15 protein-coding genes are annotated in these 17,764 nt (G+C 34.4%); 1 reads left to right on the top strand and 14 read right to left on the bottom strand.

Annotated features, from left to right (window positions below):
• Positions 1-16: 16 nt before the first annotated feature.
• The 14 genes from AC1RRQ_RS14225 to AC1RRQ_RS14160 form a co-directional block, all read right to left on the bottom strand.
• Positions 17-310 carry a DUF7677 family protein gene (locus tag AC1RRQ_RS14225; protein ID WP_493023698.1) on the bottom strand — a complete coding sequence of 98 codons (294 nt, stop codon included), beginning with the start codon at positions 308-310 and terminating at the stop codon, positions 17-19.
• Between the two features lie 10 nt (positions 311-320).
• On the bottom strand, positions 321-1,397 hold the full coding sequence (moeB, locus tag AC1RRQ_RS14220) for a molybdopterin-synthase adenylyltransferase MoeB (protein ID WP_493023697.1): 1,077 nt from the start codon (positions 1,395-1,397) through the stop codon (positions 321-323).
• A gap of 9 nt (positions 1,398-1,406) precedes the next feature.
• The gene (locus tag AC1RRQ_RS14215) at positions 1,407-1,643 is read right to left on the bottom strand and encodes a MoaD/ThiS family protein (RefSeq protein ID WP_493023696.1); all 237 of its coding nucleotides are present in this window, start codon (positions 1,641-1,643) and stop codon (positions 1,407-1,409) included.
• A gap of 2 nt (positions 1,644-1,645) precedes the next feature.
• On the bottom strand, positions 1,646-2,434 hold the full coding sequence (gene cobA, locus AC1RRQ_RS14210; RefSeq protein WP_493023695.1) for a uroporphyrinogen-III C-methyltransferase: 789 nt from the start codon (positions 2,432-2,434) through the stop codon (positions 1,646-1,648).
• Positions 2,435-2,439: 5 nt separating this feature from the next.
• The gene (locus AC1RRQ_RS14205) at positions 2,440-3,012 is read right to left on the bottom strand and encodes a molybdenum cofactor guanylyltransferase (RefSeq protein ID WP_493023694.1); all 573 of its coding nucleotides are present in this window, start codon (positions 3,010-3,012) and stop codon (positions 2,440-2,442) included.
• Between the two features lie 188 nt (positions 3,013-3,200).
• Positions 3,201-3,947: a sulfite exporter TauE/SafE family protein gene (locus tag AC1RRQ_RS14200; RefSeq protein ID WP_493023693.1), complete on the bottom strand. Its 747-nt coding sequence runs from the start codon at positions 3,945-3,947 to the stop codon at positions 3,201-3,203.
• Between the two features lie 123 nt (positions 3,948-4,070).
• Positions 4,071-5,243, bottom strand: coding sequence for a molybdopterin molybdotransferase MoeA (locus AC1RRQ_RS14195; RefSeq protein ID WP_493023692.1), 1,173 nt, complete (start codon positions 5,241-5,243; stop codon positions 4,071-4,073).
• 160 nt (positions 5,244-5,403) lie between these two features.
• Complete coding sequence (locus AC1RRQ_RS14190) at positions 5,404-5,658, bottom strand: DUF6755 family protein (RefSeq protein WP_493023691.1); 255 nt, start codon at positions 5,656-5,658, stop codon at positions 5,404-5,406.
• Between the two features lie 36 nt (positions 5,659-5,694).
• A complete protein-coding gene (locus tag AC1RRQ_RS14185) occupies positions 5,695-6,207 on the bottom strand; it encodes a Rieske (2Fe-2S) protein (protein WP_493023690.1) in 513 nt (170 codons plus the stop codon).
• 9 nt (positions 6,208-6,216) lie between these two features.
• Positions 6,217-6,786: a 4Fe-4S dicluster domain-containing protein gene (locus AC1RRQ_RS14180; protein ID WP_493023689.1), complete on the bottom strand. Its 570-nt coding sequence runs from the start codon at positions 6,784-6,786 to the stop codon at positions 6,217-6,219.
• 19 nt (positions 6,787-6,805) lie between these two features.
• A complete protein-coding gene (locus AC1RRQ_RS14175; protein ID WP_493023688.1) occupies positions 6,806-9,022 on the bottom strand; it encodes a molybdopterin oxidoreductase family protein in 2,217 nt (738 codons plus the stop codon).
• Between the two features lie 150 nt (positions 9,023-9,172).
• Entirely contained in the window at positions 9,173-10,222 is a 1,050-nt protein-coding gene (locus AC1RRQ_RS14170) for an MFS transporter (RefSeq protein WP_493023687.1), read from the bottom strand.
• Between the two features lie 27 nt (positions 10,223-10,249).
• Positions 10,250-11,842 (bottom strand): magnesium transporter MgtE N-terminal domain-containing protein, encoded by a 1,593-nt coding sequence (locus AC1RRQ_RS14165; protein WP_493023686.1) that lies wholly within the window; start codon positions 11,840-11,842, stop codon positions 10,250-10,252.
• Positions 11,843-11,863: 21 nt separating this feature from the next.
• The gene (locus AC1RRQ_RS14160; RefSeq protein ID WP_493023685.1) at positions 11,864-13,333 is read right to left on the bottom strand and encodes an MFS transporter; all 1,470 of its coding nucleotides are present in this window, start codon (positions 13,331-13,333) and stop codon (positions 11,864-11,866) included.
• Between the two features lie 1,284 nt (positions 13,334-14,617).
• Between AC1RRQ_RS14160 and AC1RRQ_RS14155 the strand changes: the two genes are divergently transcribed.
• Positions 14,618-17,749 (top strand): SusC/RagA family TonB-linked outer membrane protein, encoded by a 3,132-nt coding sequence (locus AC1RRQ_RS14155; RefSeq protein WP_493023684.1) that lies wholly within the window; start codon positions 14,618-14,620, stop codon positions 17,747-17,749.
• The last annotated feature ends 15 nt before the right edge of the window (positions 17,750-17,764 follow it).

Genomic DNA, 17,764 nt, shown 5'->3' with positions numbered 1-17,764 from the left:
TCTATTTTACAAAACTTCAATATAACTCTACTTCCCATTCTTCATAAGGTGGATCAACTTTAAAATTGGGATCACAATATTGTTTTAGAAAATCTGTCGCTCTCAATTGTGCATATTCATTGTTAAGTACTGTTCCATTTTCATCCATTTCAATAACATTGGCATAAATAGCAAACACTTGTTCAATTGCACTTGGTTCTTCACCATACAGAGACAAATAATCAATCCCTTTCAAATTATAATGAGTTCCACTTGCCATAAAATACGCGAATGTTCTTAACGCACCACTAAATGAATCACTTAACTTCATATTTTTATTTCTAAACTCCAATTTTCTCTTTTAATAATTCTTTCATAGCCAAAGCGCCTCCAGCAATACTTTTTACATTCTTAAAACCTTGTTCTTGAAGCAATTTCGCAGCAATTTCACTTCGAACTCCCGATTGACAGAAAATATAAATGGTCTGATTTTTATTCAGTTTCTCTATCTCTTTTTCTAAATTCGGCAACGGAATCTGAATCTGATTTTTTAAACTTATTTTTGGAACTTCATCTTCATTTCTCACATCCAAAAATAAAACTTCATCGTTGTTTATTTCTTCCAAAACCAACTCAAAACCTATTTCTTTGACTTGTTTTTCTGTTTTGTTATATTTTTCTTCAAATGCAGCTCTGGTTATTGAATGGGCTTCACTTTTATCGAAATCATACTTTTGCTGTTCGTTGCTCAAAATATTATAAACTAATATTTTCCCACTTAAAACGTTTCCAATTCCGAGAATCATTTTTAAAACTTCATTTGCCTGAAACATTCCAATAATTCCAACCGAAATTCCTATTACTCCAGCTTCTTCACAATTTAATGCGTTATTATTTTCATCTGGATATAAACATCGATAAGTTGGTCCATCTTGATAATTGAAAACCGAAACTTGTCCCTGAAATCTAAAAATAGATCCGTAAACCATTGGTTTATTTGTTACCAAACAAGCATCGTTTATTAAATATTTAATCGAAATATTGTCGGTTGCATCAACAATAATATCATACTTTTCAAATAACGAAATCGCATTGTTTCCGGACAATCTTTCCGAAAAAGCATTTACTTTAACTAACGGATTCAATTCTGAAATCATCAATTTAGCTTCTTCAGCCTTAGATTTTCCAACAGCCGAACTCTTGTAAATAACCTGACGATGAAGGTTTGAAATTTCGATATCATCATCATCTACAATTCCTATCTCTCCTACTCCCGCTGCTGCCAAATAGGGCAAAATTGCTGCACCAAGACCTCCTGCTCCAATCACTAAAACTTTAGATTTTAGTAACTTGCTTTGGCCTTCCTCTCCAATTTCAGGAAGAATCATTTGTCTGTTATATCGTTTCGATGACTCCATAAATATAAATTATCCTCCGGCAAACGGCGGTAATAATGCTATAATATCATTTGTTTGCAAATCATAATCTGCATTTTTTGAAACTATTTTTTGATTTACGGCTACGCTGAAAGAAAGCGATTCAAATTGGTATTTTTCATCCAAATCACGCAATAAATCTTGCAGTGAAACTTCAGAAAAAGTAACCTTTTCAAACTCACACTTTGTCTTTTCGGCAACAGCTCCAAAATATTTAATCTCAATCATTTTTATAAATTTAAATTCTGAAAAATGAATTCATCTTCAAAATGTTCCTGAAAATAGGAAATCCAGCTTGAAGTATTTCTAACTACTTCGCCAATCACAATAATTGCAGGCGATGCTATATTTTTTTCAACTACCAATTTAGTAATTGTGTTAATGGTTCCAATCACTTTTTGTTCGGAATTTTTCGTTCCGTTCTGAATAATTGCAATTGGCAAATCGTCATTTCTGTTTGACTGATAAATAGCAATTATTTCATTCAATTTATGCATTCCCATCAAAATAACTACGGTTGCAGCAGATTTCGAAGCCAAATGAACATCTTTTGACAATTTATGATCTGATGTTGTTCCGGTTATCACCCAGAAACTTTCGGCCACTTTTCGCTGTGTCAAACTAATTCCAACCGAAGCAGGAACTCCCAAAGCAGATGAAATCCCAGGAACAATAGCGGTTTCAATTCCAAAATCTTCTGCAAACTCGATTTCTTCACTTCCTCTTCCAAAAACAAAAGGATCACCGCCTTTTAATCGCACCACATGTCCGTGGATTTTTGCCATAGAAACAATCAATTCATTAATTTGGTCCTGCGTGTAAGCATGACAACCCAAACGTTTTCCAACAAAAATAATCTCAGCGTTTTGGGCATATCCCAATAGTTCTTCGTTGACCAAAGCGTCATACAGTACTACATCAGCACTTTTTAAAGCTTTTATAGCTTTCATTGTTATCAACTCAACGTCTCCCGGACCTGCGCCAACAATCGTTAATTTTGGTGTTTTTAAGCTTTTCATAATCTCTAACTTAAATTGATATTCAGGTCGTTTAATTCGTCTGCCGAATTAATATTTGTCAAATGAAAATTTTCACTTTCTTCTATATTCAAAATTTGATGAGGCACTTTGGCCAGCAAATCCATCATTTTTAATTCATCCGAATCTATAGCACTTTTGATAATCGAAACAATTTTCTTTGAATAAATTCCAATTAATGGATGCGTTTTACTTTCTGAAGCAAAAACGGTAATTCCGGCTTCTTCGGTATGTTTTGAAATTAACTCTCTTAATAATTCTGTCGAAATCAACGGAATATCACAGCTTAAAATCAAATTAAACTCGGTTTTAGAATTTGATAAAGCAGTATAAATGCCACCTAACGGACCTTTATCTGAAATAATATCCTGTATTTTTTGATACGGCAGATAATCGTATTCTTTGGATGCCGTAATCAGTTTTATTTTATCTGTAATAGGCAAAATCGCCTGAATAATATGTTCTATAAATGGTTTTTTCTGAAACAAAACCAATCCTTTCTCTGACTGCATTCGAGAACTTTTTCCGCCGCAAAGAATAAATACTGTTGGTGTTTCCATGGTCTTTTCTTGTTTCAGGTTTCAGATTGAAATGAGAAAAAATTTAACCGCAAAGTGCGCTAAGTTTTTTTATTCATTTGGTCTGTTTTAAATTAAGTTCGCAAAGCTTTGCGAACTTAACTTTGCTATTTTTATAAACCGCTTTTACAAAACCTTGCGTACTTTGCGGTTAATTCTAATTTATTATTTCAAGGAAAAATCAATTTAACGCTTGCCATTAAAATCACTGTTCCTAAAACTATTTTTAATGTTTTGTTAGAAAAATAGCCGCTGCCGTAAAATCCTCCAAGTACACCTCCTATAACTGCAATAGGTACTAAATAAAAACTCTCCATTGGGATTGTTTTTCCTCCCAGAAAGAATCCCAGCATTCCGGCAAATGAATTCACAAAAATGAATAAACTTGAAATCGCTGCTGATTCTTTTACTGATGCCCATCCTAAAAACAATAAAATCGGGCTTAAAATAATACCACCTCCAATTCCTAACATTCCTGATAATAAACCAATCGCAAAACCAATCGCTAATGCAAACGGAAGATTAATTTTTACGGATTCCTTTTCTTTAAAATTAAATATCCCAAACAATCGCAGCGCTGCAAAAACCAGTACAATTCCTAAAACTATTTTATAAATCGTATTGTCTAAAGTGACAAATCCGCCAATAAATGCTGCCGGAATCGACGCTATAGCAAAAGGATAAAAAAGCTTGGGTTTGAAATAATTCATTCTATAATAAAAATAAAATGAAATACTCGAAACAAACAAATTCAACAATAAAGCCGATGGTTTCATAATCGCAACCGGAAAAGCAAAAATGGTCATTAATGCTAAATATCCCGAAGCACCGCCATGTCCCACGCTTGAATACAAAAACGCAATAACGATTAATGCGAAACTAAATAATAATATGTTTTCGGAACTTAATAGGTTCATTGAGTATTTGTTTCAGGTTTCAGGTTTAAAGTCTCAAGGTTTTAGCTGTATGTTTTAAATTATACACCGCTTTTCGTCTTTGATACTTAAAAATCTATTTTCTCTATTTTTTTATTCTAAAATTTAATCAATTGGCAATAATGTAACTAATTGATCTTTTTTATATTCTTCAATATCTTCCGGCACAATTAATAAACTATTGGCAACCGCAAATGTATTAAGCATTGCTGAACTTTGACCATTTAAAACTGTAACATTTGTTTCATCATATTTAGCTTTCAAAAACAATGTTTTCCCGGTATTGTTTGTAATATCCGAATTTAATTTCCTCACTACCTTTGGCTTATGTATTTCCAAAAATCCCATTCTGTTTTTTACTGCCGGAGAAACGTAAATATAAAAATTGGTCAGCGATGAGGCTGGATTTCCAGGCAGCGCAAAAACTAAAGTTTCTTTTTTAGCCCCAAAGAACATTGGTTTTCCAGGTTTCTGATTAATTTTATAGAAAAGTTCCTTTACATTATTCTGCAACAAAGCTTCTTTTACAAAATCATAATCCCCAACCGAAATTCCTCCCGAAACTAAAACAATATCGTATTTTTTCAGAATACTTTTTAATGCCTCTTTAGTATCTTTCAGATTATCTTTCACTCTGTAAACTTTCGTTTTATTTATTCCGATAGTCTGAAGCGCGACTTCAAGCATAACTGAATTACTTTCGAAAATCTTTCCTTTTTTAAGTTTTTTACCCGGCTGTACTAACTCGTTTCCCGTAACTAAAATAGCAGCTTTCGGTTTTTTATAAACTTCTATTTCTGTAATTCCCAAACTGGCTAAAAAACCAATTGCGGCGGGAGTTATTAAAGTTCCTTCTTCAAATACAACATCGTCTTTACCAATCTGCTCTCCTGTTGGGCGCACATTTGAAAGTTTCTGAGGCATTGTGGCAATCAAAATTGAATCTTTATTTGCCATTACATGTTCCTGCATCACTACCGTATCAGCGGCATCAGGTACAAAAGCTCCGGTAAATATTCTTACGGCTTGATTTGGCTTTAATTTTATATTCGAATGATCTCCAGCCTGAGAAACACTTACTACATCATATTGATGCTTTATACTATGAATAAAAGCATATCCATCCATTGCCGATTGACGAAACGGCGGCATATTAATTGGCGAAAGCACTCTCTCAGCCAAAATATAACCTAATGCTTTGCGTACTGAAATTTTCTCTACAGGCATTTTTGCACTGTTCGCTTCAATAATCGCTATGGCTTCTTCTACTTTAATCATTATTGCTATTTTAATTATAAGCAAAAAAATACTTATTACAAATATAAGTATTTTTACTTAGTTAAATTCATTAGTACTGAAATATTTTAAAAAATATAAATTTAGCTTAATTCTTTTAAATACGTTCAGAAAAACTTAAATAGCTTTGAAAACAGAAAGATTATCGTTGTTTCTTTCTAAAATTTCCCTGCGGAAGATAATACAGCCATGCAAAACCAATTAAAAATAATATTGCCGAAGCTATAAATGCCGGAATTAAAATTTCTTTATTATTTTCTAAAGCATTGTTTAAAGAAGCATATAAAAGCCAAATTTGGATACTGACATTTAGAATTAGAATAAAAATTAATGTCGAAAGTATATTGTTCAGTTTATTAGGATTCGAACGGTTCTGGCTGCGTCTAAAAGTACTCATATCTTTTTATATTAAATTATACAATTAGTTGTCTTTTTAACTGTCTTTTTTCTCAATCATTGCTTTTACGTAAACTCCATTGTCTTTAAATACAACCTCTAATTGAGGTAAAGCTCTTGGCGGCGGTCCCGCAATCACATCACCTGTTAAAGCATCAAACGATCCTTCGTGACAAGGGCAATGTATAATTCCGGTTCCGGGTTTATAAAATACAGAACAGGAAAGATGGGTGCATTTTTGTTCGTAAGCTCTAAACTCACCTGTTTCCAGATGTATTAAAATATACGGAATTGTACTTCCTTCTAAAACAAAACCTCTGGTTCCGCCCACAGGAACCTCTTCTTTATTGCAAATAAAATGCTCTCCTTGTACTTCTTCTTTTGGCAATAAAAAAGCTTTTGCCGTTACAAATCCGCTTCCCACCATTAATCCGCCGGAAACAAAAGTTAGGAATTTGGCAAAATCGCGTCGGCTTACCTGAGTTGATTCCTGTTTTTTTATTGGGAAATCTTTTTTCCAGTTTTGATTTAAATTATCTTCTTTTGACATGATCCTGATTTAATAAATTCTTAATTCTGTGCTGCCTTTTGGCATCATAATGTTGACTTTTGTTTTCACTTTTTCCTGTCCAAAAATGAAATTGTTTATTGGCGTACTGTTAGGTCGCATTTCTTCGATTTGTTCTCTTGTACCATAGAACAACGCCCCACTTGGACAAACCGTGGCGCACATAGGCTTTTTACCAACGCTTGTTCTATCGTAACACATCGTACATTTCATCATCATATCGTATTCTTCGACTTTTTTCGGCACTCCAAACGGACAAGCCATAACGCAGTTTGAACACCCTATACATCTTTCTGTACTGGCAGTATGCACCACACCAAATTCATCTTGTGAAATAGCATCTGCCGGGCAAACATTGGCACAAACCGGATCTTCGCAATGCATACAAACCTGAACTGTGGTTTGAATGGTTGAAGAACGATCAACATAGTTGACACTAATTAACGTCTGCTGTCCGTTTGTTTCACATTCAGCGCAGGCCATTTCGCAGGCTTTACAGCCAATGCAGCGCTGCATATCTACAAAAAACTCTTCGTTCGTATTAAAATTTGTCAAATTCATAAGTTCACTTTTTTATAGATTAAACACTTGCATACGCTTCAGATTCTTTAGACGGCGGTGCTATTTGTCCCAACGGATCCAATAAACATGCGCAGACTTTAAATTCCGGAATTTTAGAAATAGGATCTAGAGTTCCCGGCGTTAATTGATTAGCCGATTTATGACCCGGCCAGTGATATGGAATAAATACAGTATCTTTTCTAATTGTTTCCACAATATTTGCAGGGAAAATTCCTTCTCCTCTCCTGGTTGCCACTCTAACTAATTCACGTTGCTTAATTCCATATTTCTGAGCTAATTCCGGATGAATTTCTAACATTGGCTCAGGAAACTGATCTACCAGTTTTCCTATTCGGCGTGTTTGTGTTCCGCTTAGATATTGAGAAACGACACGACCAGTTGTTAATGTTATTGGATATTCTTCATCTGTAACTTCGCCGGGCAGTTTATATGGAGCAGGATTAAAATGCGCTTTTCCATCAGGAGTTTTAAATTTTTTATCTTCCCATAATCTTGGTGTTCCGGGATGATCTTCTGTTGGGCAAGGCCAGAAAACACCCATATTATCTTCGACTTTTTTATACGTTATTCCGAAATAATCAGCCGTTCCTCCTTTTGAGGCAACACGAAGTTCATTAAAAACAGCTTCGCTGTTATCGTAAGTAAATTTATCTTCTTCGCCCAGTCTTTTTGCTAGTTCAAGTAAAATAGAAGTATCGGTTCTCGCTTCTCCCGGAGGCGTAACAGCTTGTCTGATTCGGATAACGCGTCCTTCTGCAGAAGTTGTTGTTCCTTCTTCTTCTTCCTGTAAAGAACCAGCTAAAACAATATCTGCATGGCGAGCCGTTTCATTTAAAAAGAAATCGATACAAACGTAAAATTCTAATTTTTCTAATGCCGAACGCACATAATTATTGTTTGGAAGAGAAACTAACGGATTGAAACACAACGAAATTAAACCTTTAATTTCACCTCTATGAATAGCTTCGATGATTTCATAGGCTGTAAGTCCCGTATGGGGCAAATCTTCTTCTTTAATACCCCAAACTTCAGAAATATATTTTCTGTGTTCCGGATTCTCAATATCACGATTTCCAGGCAATTGATCACATTTATGTCCGTGTTCTCTTCCTCCCTGACCATTTCCTTGTCCGGTAATCGTTCCGTAACCGCAATAAGGTCTTCCAATTCTTCCGGTAGCTAAAACCAGATTAATACAGCCTACCACATTATCAACTCCTTTAGAGTGATGTTCAATACCACGTGCATGAAGTAAAAAACTTGTTTTTGCTTTACCCCATAATTCAGCGGCTGCTTTTATTTTTTCTTTAGCAATTCCGGTCACTTCTTCTGCCCATTCTAAAGTATAATCTTTTACAGCGTCGATTGTTTCCTGAAATCCTGAGGTATAATTATCAATAAAATCATGATCCAGCATATCGTGATCTACTAAATATTTAAGCATTGCGCCATATAAAGCAGAATCTGTTCCAGGTTTAACATCTAAATGAATATCAGCCGTTCTCGCAAGCGGGATCATTCTTGGATCAACCACAATTAATTTAGCACCGCGATCACGAGCCTTCCAAATCCAATGTGTCAGCGTTGGAAAAGTTTCACTAATATTGGCTCCGGTAACAATAATTACTTCAGCATATTCTAAATCAGAATAGTTATTTGAGGCGCGGTCTAAACCGAAGGCTTTTTTATTTCCGGCACCGGCACTCACCATACACAATCTTCCGTTATAATCCAGATTTCTTGTTTTTAAAGCAACACGGGCAAATTTCCCAACCAAATAACTTTTTTCATTGGTAAGCGAAACTCCGGATAACATAGAAAAAGCATGTTTACCATATTTTTCCTGAATTCGTTTTATTTCAGAAACGGTTTTATCCATTGCATCATCCCAGGAAATTTTTTCAAATCCTTTTCCTTCTACTCGCTGTATTGGATGCAAAAGTCGATCTGGGTGATTGTTTTGAAGATATCTTTGAACACCTTTTGGACATAAACGGCCTTCGTTAAAAGGAAACTCCATCCAAGGTTCAAATCCTACTACTTTATTTTCTTTTACCAATAATTGAATACCACACTGCATACCGCAAAAACAACAATGCGTTTTTACAACATCATCCGGTTCGTCTCTCCCTACATAACCGTCTATTGGTGCATAATTCAAATGCGGGCCAAAAGCCTCTATTATTTTTTCAGTTGATACTGGTAGTTTTGCCATTTTTTTTTAGTTTTAAGTTTTCAGTCGCAGTTTTCAGTCTTGATCTCAGTTTTAATCTGTAAACTAATAACTGTGACTGAATACTTTTTTAATATAATTTCCAGTTTTAATCTATGCACTAAAAACTGCGACTGAGTACTTTTTTATAAATTATCCAAATAAATTACCGCCTTCTTGTCTGGCTCTTAGATGTGCCTGTGCTAAACGTGATCGTTTTCCTTCCGGACTTAAATCAAGATGAGAAGTTCCATCTTCATGCGTAAAATCAAAGCCCAATTGTTTGGTTACAATTTTTAAATCATCAATATGAAGCTGTGTAGCAAATTCTTCTCCTGTATGCGGACAAATTGCCATTCCTTTTTTGATTCCTTCTTGCTTGTAAATATGAGCTCCAATTTGTGCTGGACGCTGAATGATATGGAAGAATTTCCCAAACGGAATCCATATTAAAAACATAATAACGGTTACAGCATGAATTACGGCTAGAAAATCATACGCAAATCCTTTCATGAATTGGTACGAATAAGTCAGACACAATCCTGTAACAGATATAGCGATTAATAAAATAAGCGGCAATAAATCCCCTTCAAAAGTCTGCGTTGCAATTAACCCAGGATTTGTTAATCTTCTTCGTAAGTAATAAACAGATCCAATTATGACAAGCCATGATGACCAGTTTAAAGCATGAAAAATAAGAAATGCTAAAAACGAGTTTATTTGGAAATCCATCATTTTAAATCCGAAGAAATGTGCTTCGTAAATCGATATAGAATCAGGAGCCAGTGTAAAGTGAATCCATCCAAACGTAAGCGGAATTGTAATAGCAAAAGCAGATAAACATCCTATAGCGATACAAAAGTGAGCAAACCATCTCCATTTACTTCTTGGATAAATAAATTTCTGCACTACAATATTTCCAACTGATTCTTTTCCTAAAAACCATAAATGAGAAAATACTTTTCCGGTAAAAAGGAATTTAATACTTCTTTTAAAATACATCCAAGTTGGAGGTCTTTGCAGCCAAACAGTATATCGATATACAATTCCGAAGAAAGCAAATACGGTTCCGAATAAGTAGGTTACTAATGCTGCATCAAAATTTTGAAGTTGTCTAGATCCATAAAACACAAGTATAATTGTAAGTATGGACACTAGCGAAGCAACAAGCAGGGCTTTGGTATTAAACGTTTTATCTTTCATCTTAAACTAGATTTAATGATTACTTATTTAACTTGGTTTTTCACAATTTTTACGATTGTAGAACCACCAATTGATACCTGTAGCTAATATAGCAAAAAAAGCAACACCAATAAAGAATTGATTTACAGTACCATTAGAAGAAATATTATTTCCGATTAACTTAGAAAAGATAAAAGGTCCAAAAGCAGCTATTGCAGCTGTCCATCCAATTACTCCGGCAGCCTGACGTGCATTTTCTTTAAAGATAATTGGATATTGTCTAAACGTACCTGCATTTCCAATTCCGGTAAAAAAGAACATTGCTAAAATTACCGTTACAAAAAGCGGGAATTGTTCCATACTTGTTGGTGCTACTAAACCTTGTGTAACCAAAATAATTGATCCGGCTAAAATTCCTAAACCTGTAATGGTAGTTAAAATAGCCCCACCTACTCTATCAGCGACAAATCCGAAAGCGATACGGCTGGCAGAACCAATTAGCGGACCGTAAAAAGCATATACTAAAGGATCTGGTGCATTAGGGAAATCACCGTATAAAAATTTAATCATTAAAGGAAACGCAGCAGATAATCCGGCAAAAGTTCCAAAAGTCATTACATAAGTTATGGTACAATACCAAGTATGTTTGTTTGAAAATATATCCAGCTGTTCTTTAACAGAGGCTTTCATTGGTATACTTTTTAGGTAAAACCAGCTGACAAGTGCCATAATTATTAAAAATGGAGCAAACCAAAAGGCAGCAGATTGTAAATATATCTGTGTATTTTTAACTGCTGTATTTTCAGGACTGATATTATTTAAGATTTTCTCGGCTAATTTTGGGTTTGCATTCGCAATGGCTTTTGCTTTTGCTTTAACCGGAAGCGAAGTAAATACTACTACATTATCATTAGAATTCACTGCAGTACTTACAGAATCTATTACATTTTTCTTTACATTAGAAAGTATTTTTGTCTGAACATCAGCATCAAGGGCAGCGAAAACTTCTTTTTGTTTTTCTACGCTTGAATTTTTAAAAAGAGCGATCGTTTCTTTTGGGTCTATACTTGTAAATCCAGAAGCTGCTCCATAAATTCCGACACTAATAATAAGCGGGGTAACAAATTGTGCGATTGAAACACCAAAGTTCCCAATTCCTGCTTGGATTCCCAGTGCTGTTCCTTTTAATCTTTGAGGAAAGAATAAACTTGTACTTGGCATGTAAGAAGAGAAATCACCGCCACCAAAACCTGTTGTAAAAGCTAAAACAGCAAAAACCCAAAACGGCGTATTAACATCCATAATAGCAAAACCAATTCCGATTACGGGAATTAACTTTATCGCCGTTGCAAAAGATACTACGTGTCTTGTACCAAATATTGGTAAAATAAAGGTGTGGATAATTCTTAGAAATCCAGCAGCTAATCCAGGTATTGCGGTCAGCCAAAAAAGTTGGTCTTTAGAAAAGTTAAATCCAAGACCGGGTAATTTAACGGCAATAACACTCATCATAAACCAAGAGGCAAATGATAACGTTAATGTCAATGTTGTAATAATTAAAGTTCTCCATGCAATTTTACTTCCGCCAGCATTCCAATATGCTTCATCTTCCGGATTCCATTTATCTAACCAAGTTTTCATCTTTATTCAAATTTTAATTTATTATTTATCTTCTATTTCTCGTGTAAATTCTGGTGATTTACTATTCATCGCATTTATAATTGTTCTGTGCATCCATAACAGACAAAGGACAGAAACTACGAAAATGAAAATCCATGAACTGGTCCAGAGACCGGTGTAATTAAGCAGGTAGCCAAAAATAATGGGCCCTAAGAAGCCTCCTAAACCACCTATCAATCCAACCATTCCTCCTACAACTCCCACTTCATTTGGAAAATATTCCGGTATATATTTATAAACTGCCGCTTTTCCTATTCCCCATGAAATCCCTATAAGAATTACAAGCACCAAATAAACCCAAAGGTTTGCGCTGAATTTAATTTGCGTAATTCCTTCTGCGAGCAATTCTTTCTTTTTAACTTCTTGATTTTGCTTAACAACAATTTCCTGCCAGGAGTTTTTTACAGGAAAAATAGATTCTTTAGCATCTGATTCTTGTTTAGCATTTATTTGATGCGTTTTTCCATTTACAACTATCTTATCAGTCGTTACTTCGGTTACGATTCCATTATTCATAGACATAACGCCGGGACCTGCGGTAAAGATTTCCATTTTTGGAAACATCAATAAAAAGCTGATTACGATTGATGATCCTAAAACCCAGTACATTACTTTTCTGGCACCGAATTTATCTGAAAGATAGCCGCCAAAAGCTCTAACGACTCCTGATGGCAGACTGAATAGTGTAGCAAACATACCGCCCATTACTAAGGTGGTGTGATATACATTCATAAAATTTGGAAGAAGCCATTGCGAATACGCGACAAAAAAACCAAAAACCAAAAAGTAATACGCTCCAAAACGCCAAACACGCATATTTTTAAGCGGTGACAGTAATTCTTTCATGTTTTTTGAAACTCCCTGATTGGTTTTATTTTTAGCAAAAACAATAAAAAGAAACCCAATAAACACTAGGGTTACAGCATAAATAACAGGAAGCATTTTCCAGCCATTTACCGGATCGTTCTCAGATAGATAATTTAACAGCGTTGGCGCAATAAAAGTGGTAATTGCTGCTCCGGCGTTTCCCATTCCAAAAATTCCTAAAGCTCTTCCCTGCCATTCTTTTGGATACCATATTGAAGTATACCCAATTCCAACGGCGAAACTTGTACCAACTAAACCGAAAAAAAAGCTTAATACAGCAAAACTCCAGAATGAGCCTGCAAAAGGAAGAAGAAAAAGCGGAATAGAACATAATAATAGTAAAGTAGAAAAAACTATTTTACCTCCGTATTTGTCTGTTAAAATCCCGATTGGAAGTCTGAATACTGAACCCGAAAGAATAGGAATTCCTAATAACCATCCAGTTTCGACTACTGTAAAATTGAATATACCTTTATCTACTAAATAAGTTACTAAAACACCATTTAATGTCCAACAGGCAAAACAAATTGTAAAAGCAAATGTGTTTAAAAATAAAATTCTGTGCGATTGAGATAGATTATTCATATATAAATATTAAAATATCTAATTTTAATTATAGAGAGTATGTGTCTACTCAATTTATAACACAAAATTAGACCGTTTGATTCTTACAAAATATGATATATATCATATTAAAAGATAGTTTTATCTTAATACAAAACAAATAATAAACATCTAAATATTAGATAGTTCAAAAACAAAATTGTGATTTTTAATTAGATACAGGCGTAGAAGAAAAAAATATTTGTAAGATTTTTGGTTTATGCAATAAGTAAGATCTTTTTATTTCTTCCTAAAACCCCTTTTCAAAACATAGAAATTGCATCATCTTAAATTTTGTACAAAAAAATTACAGAATAAATGTACAAAAAAAACAAAACTAAAATGTTAATTATTAGATGATTGTGGAATATTTTCACAAAAAAGGGGCTTTTTACTCTTAAAAAGTTCAAGTTTGATGCTCAATTTAAGCAGTATATTTTCTTACGTATTAGCTGCTCTGACAAAAAATAATTTTTGGTTAAAAATCAATGTAATTTTTATAAATTAATCAAAACTCGACGTTTTGAATCGTTTTTTGACTTACTCAAAAATTTGCTAAGTTTTTAAAAACGAGAAAATTAAGTATAAAATACTACATTTTTTATCACGTTCAAAAACCATTTTTAATATTTTACCTTTACACAAAACAACAAACAAATCACTAATAATCAACGACTTAAAATAAAATTAAAATAATCTTAAAATATTTTTTTCGCTTCAAATAAAAAAAAAAGAATAAATTTTTGGTTTTTATTATATTAAAATTAACTTTGTCTATAGGATTAGTAGAGTTTATAAATAATATTTGAAACCAAAAAAACTATATTTTGAAAACAACCGAAAGCATATCGTCTTATATTCTTCCTAAAAAATATACTTATAACAATTGTTGTTATATGTGCTTCTGTTGCTAATTCCCAATGCAATACATTCGTTAATAGATTAATTTCTAAATCTAAAAACCAAATCTCAATTTCACCACAAGATTACCTTTATTGAATTACAAACTTCTAGTTGATGCATTAAATGTGCAGCAGAAAGATTTTTGAATATACCTATATTTTAAAAAAGAAAATAATTAACCAACTAAAAAAACTAAAAATGAAAACATTGCAAACCAGCTGCTGTAAATAAAAAAAGCCATTTCTGCGGCAACAGAAATGGCGAGGCTTAAAGAACATTTATCACTAAATCAAGGACACAATCAGAGTGCTGAAAATTCAGCTCTCAGGGCGCCTTGTTAATTACTTAAACCGTTACAAAGAAATGAAAAAAAATATAAACCTCATTTTATGGGTTACAATTTTGTTAACATCCCTGCAATTTCAGGCACAAAATACAACACCGCTTATACAATCTAAACTCGACGGAACTGTAGTCGATGACATTACAAATCAGCCCATTATAGGCGCATCAGTAAACATTAAAGGTACCACTCACGGTGTACAGACAGATACCGAAGGAAAATTTTATTTTCAGACTGGTCAGAAATTTCCTTACACCTTAATTGTAAGTTACATTGGATATAAAAAACTGGAAATCGTAGTTGATAAAAATCCCGTTATTATTCATTTAAAAGAAGAAAGACAAGAACTTGACGAATTAGTTGTAGTGGGTTACGGAACCCAAAAAAGAAAAGACATCACGGGTTCTGTAGCTTCGGTTCCAAAGGCAAATTTATCTCAGGTAACCTCATCGGCAGATAACTTATTAAGAGGTGCTGTGGCTGGTGTGGTAGTTACACAAAGTTCTGGCCGTCCGGGTGCTTCATCGAGTGTTCGTATTCGCGGCGGAAACTCTATTACGGCAGGTAATGAACCCTTGTATGTGGTTGACGGAATCCTTATTTATAATGACAACAATAACAGTTCGGCAGGGGTATCTTTTGCCGGTGCCAGTGTCAACGTATTATCTACTATAAACCCAGCTGATATTGAATCTATTGAAGTGTTGAAAGATGCCTCGGCAACGGCAATTTATGGTTCCCGAGGGGCAAATGGTGTTGTTATTATTACAACCAAAAAAGGAACGAAAGGACAAGATAATATTTCGTATCAGGGTTATTTTGGATTTCAAAACATCTCAAAAAAACTCAATTTAATGAATGCCAGCGAATGGGCAAGTTTAAGAAATGATGTTCAGGCAAGTATTGGTCAGGCACCTTCTTTTTCGGCGGCACAAATTGAGGCTTTAAAAACGTCTGGAAACTACGACTGGCAGTCGGCGGCATTTAGAACTGCCGCTCCGGTTCAAAATCACCAATTGTCTTTTTCCGGAGGCGACGAAAGATCACGTTATGCTGTTTCTGCCGGATATTTTGATCAGGAAGGAATTGTACTTGGATCTGATTTTAAAAGAATTTCACTTCGCATCAACTACGAAAAGAATTATTCTCAGAATTTTAAATTTGGCGTAAATGCTAATTACAGCCACTCCATCTCAAACGGAGTAGGAACAAATGGCGGTGCGGCTGCTGGAAGAAATCCAAACCCGCTTGTAAGTATTTTATTAAATGCTCCGGTTGTACCCATTAAAAATGAAGATGGAAGCTACAATGTAACTAATAATCCTTACGCTACTTCGGTTAACGGTTATATTCCAAATCCTATTAATGATTTAGTCAATACAACAAACGAAACTAAACTAAACCGAATTTTGACCAGTTTATTTGGTGAATATAAAATCACTAAAAAATTAACGGCAAAAGTGGCAGTAAGCGGTGATGTATTAAATACAAAGCAAAATTATTACGCTCCTGCCAACACAACAACTGGTGCAGGAACAAAAGGTTTAGCTTCTGTTGGAGACCGATTAGTAAGTTCTGTATTAAATGAAAACACATTGAATTACAACACAACCTTTGGCGAAAATCACAAATTTTCAGCTTTAGGAGGTTACACACTTCAATACACACAAGGTGAAGTAGTAAATGCCGGCGCCAACACTTTTATAAATGATGCCAATACTTATAACGCTTTGCAAGATGGTGTAGCAGTAAAACCATACAGCGATGCATTTGAAAGTGTTTTAAAATCATGGCTTGCGAGAGTAAATTACTCTTATAAAGGAAAATACAACTTTACACTTTCTGCACGTGCCGATGGCTCTTCAAGATTTGGTTCTGAATCGCTTTGGGGTTATTTCCCATCAGCAGGTTTCTCCTGGAATATTACCGATGAAGAATTTGCAAACAACATAAAAGGCGTAACCGAAGCTAAACTTAGAATTACAGCCGGAACAACCGGAAATCAAGAAATTGGAAATTATCTTGCCTTAGCTCAAATGGGTTCTGTAAACTATTCTTTTGGAGGAACTTTATATACAGGTCTTGCTCCTACCCGATTAGCAAATCCGGATTTGAGATGGGAAAAAACAAATCAATATAATGTTGGTTTAGATTTATCATTATTAGACCGAAAAGTGAATTTTGTTTTTGATGTGTATTACAAAAAAACAAACGATTTATTAATTAACGTTCCAGTACCGCTTACATCAGGATATGCAACGGTTCTTCAAAACATTGGAGGTGTTGAAAATAAAGGTATCGAAATTGGTTTAACAACTGAAAACCTAAAAACAGAAAATTTCTCCTGGAATTCGAATATCGTATTTTCTGCCAACAGAAATAAAGTAGTTGCCATAGGAAACGGTGTTGATCAATTTTTTCCTGTGGTGCCAAACGGTTCATTATTACAGCAGCAGCCTGTAACCGTAAAAGTGGGTCTGCCATTGGGAACTTTCTGGGGATATAGAACCAATGGAATTTTCCAAACTCAGGAAGAAGTAAATACGCAGCCAAAAATTAACAGTTTAGCCAATACTAAAGTAGGTGACAGAAAATATGTTGACACAAACGGCGACGGTGTAATTACTGCTCTTGATAAAGGCAATTTAGGATCTTCTCAGCCCAAATTCGTTGGAAGTTTCAGCAACACGGTTTCATACAAAGATTTCGATTTGAATTTCTCTTTCCAGGGATCTTACGGCGGTAAAATATTCAATGCTTTAAATCAGCAGTTAGAAATTTCTACTCTTGGAACAAATGCCGCGTCGACTTTATTAGACCGTTGGACACCTTCGAATCCGAGCAATGAGATTCCTAGGGCATCTAGTTCTCCTTTAGGAATCGTTTCAGAGCGTTATGTAGAAGATGCTTCTTTCTTACGATTAAAATTAATCACACTTGGCTACACTTTACCTAAAAGCGTTTCTAAAAAACTGGGAACCAAAAGCGTGAAATTCTACATATCGGCAGAAAACTTAATTACATGGACAAAATATACTGGTTATGATCCAGAGGTAAGTTCATACGAACAAAACAACTTATATCCGGGAATTGATTTTGGTTCTTATCCAAACTCGAAAACATTCATCTCGGGCCTGAACGTAACTTTCTAAGTAAAAAAATATAAA

The sequence above is a fragment of the Flavobacterium sp. GW821-FHT12A05 genome, assembly GCF_058807735.1.
The sequence above is the reverse complement of the archived record's forward strand: the minus strand, read 5'-3'. Positions and strand labels throughout refer to the sequence as shown.

Coding starts and splice junctions, on each gene's coding strand:
- cobA (WP_493023695.1), bottom strand. CDS start 2,434: ATGAAAAGCTTAAAAACACCAAAATTAACGATTGTTGGCGCAGGTCCG.
- moeB (WP_493023697.1), bottom strand. CDS start 1,397: ATGGAGTCATCGAAACGATATAACAGACAAATGATTCTTCCTGAAATT.
- AC1RRQ_RS14170 (WP_493023687.1), bottom strand. CDS start 10,222: ATGAAAGATAAAACGTTTAATACCAAAGCCCTGCTTGTTGCTTCGCTA.
- AC1RRQ_RS14165 (WP_493023686.1), bottom strand. CDS start 11,842: ATGAAAACTTGGTTAGATAAATGGAATCCGGAAGATGAAGCATATTGG.
- AC1RRQ_RS14155 (WP_493023684.1), top strand. CDS start 14,618: ATGAAAAAAAATATAAACCTCATTTTATGGGTTACAATTTTGTTAACA.
- AC1RRQ_RS14225 (WP_493023698.1), bottom strand. CDS start 310: ATGAAGTTAAGTGATTCATTTAGTGGTGCGTTAAGAACATTCGCGTAT.
- AC1RRQ_RS14195 (WP_493023692.1), bottom strand. CDS start 5,243: ATGATTAAAGTAGAAGAAGCCATAGCGATTATTGAAGCGAACAGTGCA.
- AC1RRQ_RS14180 (WP_493023689.1), bottom strand. CDS start 6,786: ATGAATTTGACAAATTTTAATACGAACGAAGAGTTTTTTGTAGATATG.
- AC1RRQ_RS14215 (WP_493023696.1), bottom strand. CDS start 1,643: ATGATTGAGATTAAATATTTTGGAGCTGTTGCCGAAAAGACAAAGTGT.
- AC1RRQ_RS14185 (WP_493023690.1), bottom strand. CDS start 6,207: ATGTCAAAAGAAGATAATTTAAATCAAAACTGGAAAAAAGATTTCCCA.
- AC1RRQ_RS14205 (WP_493023694.1), bottom strand. CDS start 3,012: ATGGAAACACCAACAGTATTTATTCTTTGCGGCGGAAAAAGTTCTCGA.
- AC1RRQ_RS14175 (WP_493023688.1), bottom strand. CDS start 9,022: ATGGCAAAACTACCAGTATCAACTGAAAAAATAATAGAGGCTTTTGGC.
- AC1RRQ_RS14200 (WP_493023693.1), bottom strand. CDS start 3,947: ATGAACCTATTAAGTTCCGAAAACATATTATTATTTAGTTTCGCATTA.
- AC1RRQ_RS14190 (WP_493023691.1), bottom strand. CDS start 5,658: ATGAGTACTTTTAGACGCAGCCAGAACCGTTCGAATCCTAATAAACTG.
- AC1RRQ_RS14160 (WP_493023685.1), bottom strand. CDS start 13,333: ATGAATAATCTATCTCAATCGCACAGAATTTTATTTTTAAACACATTT.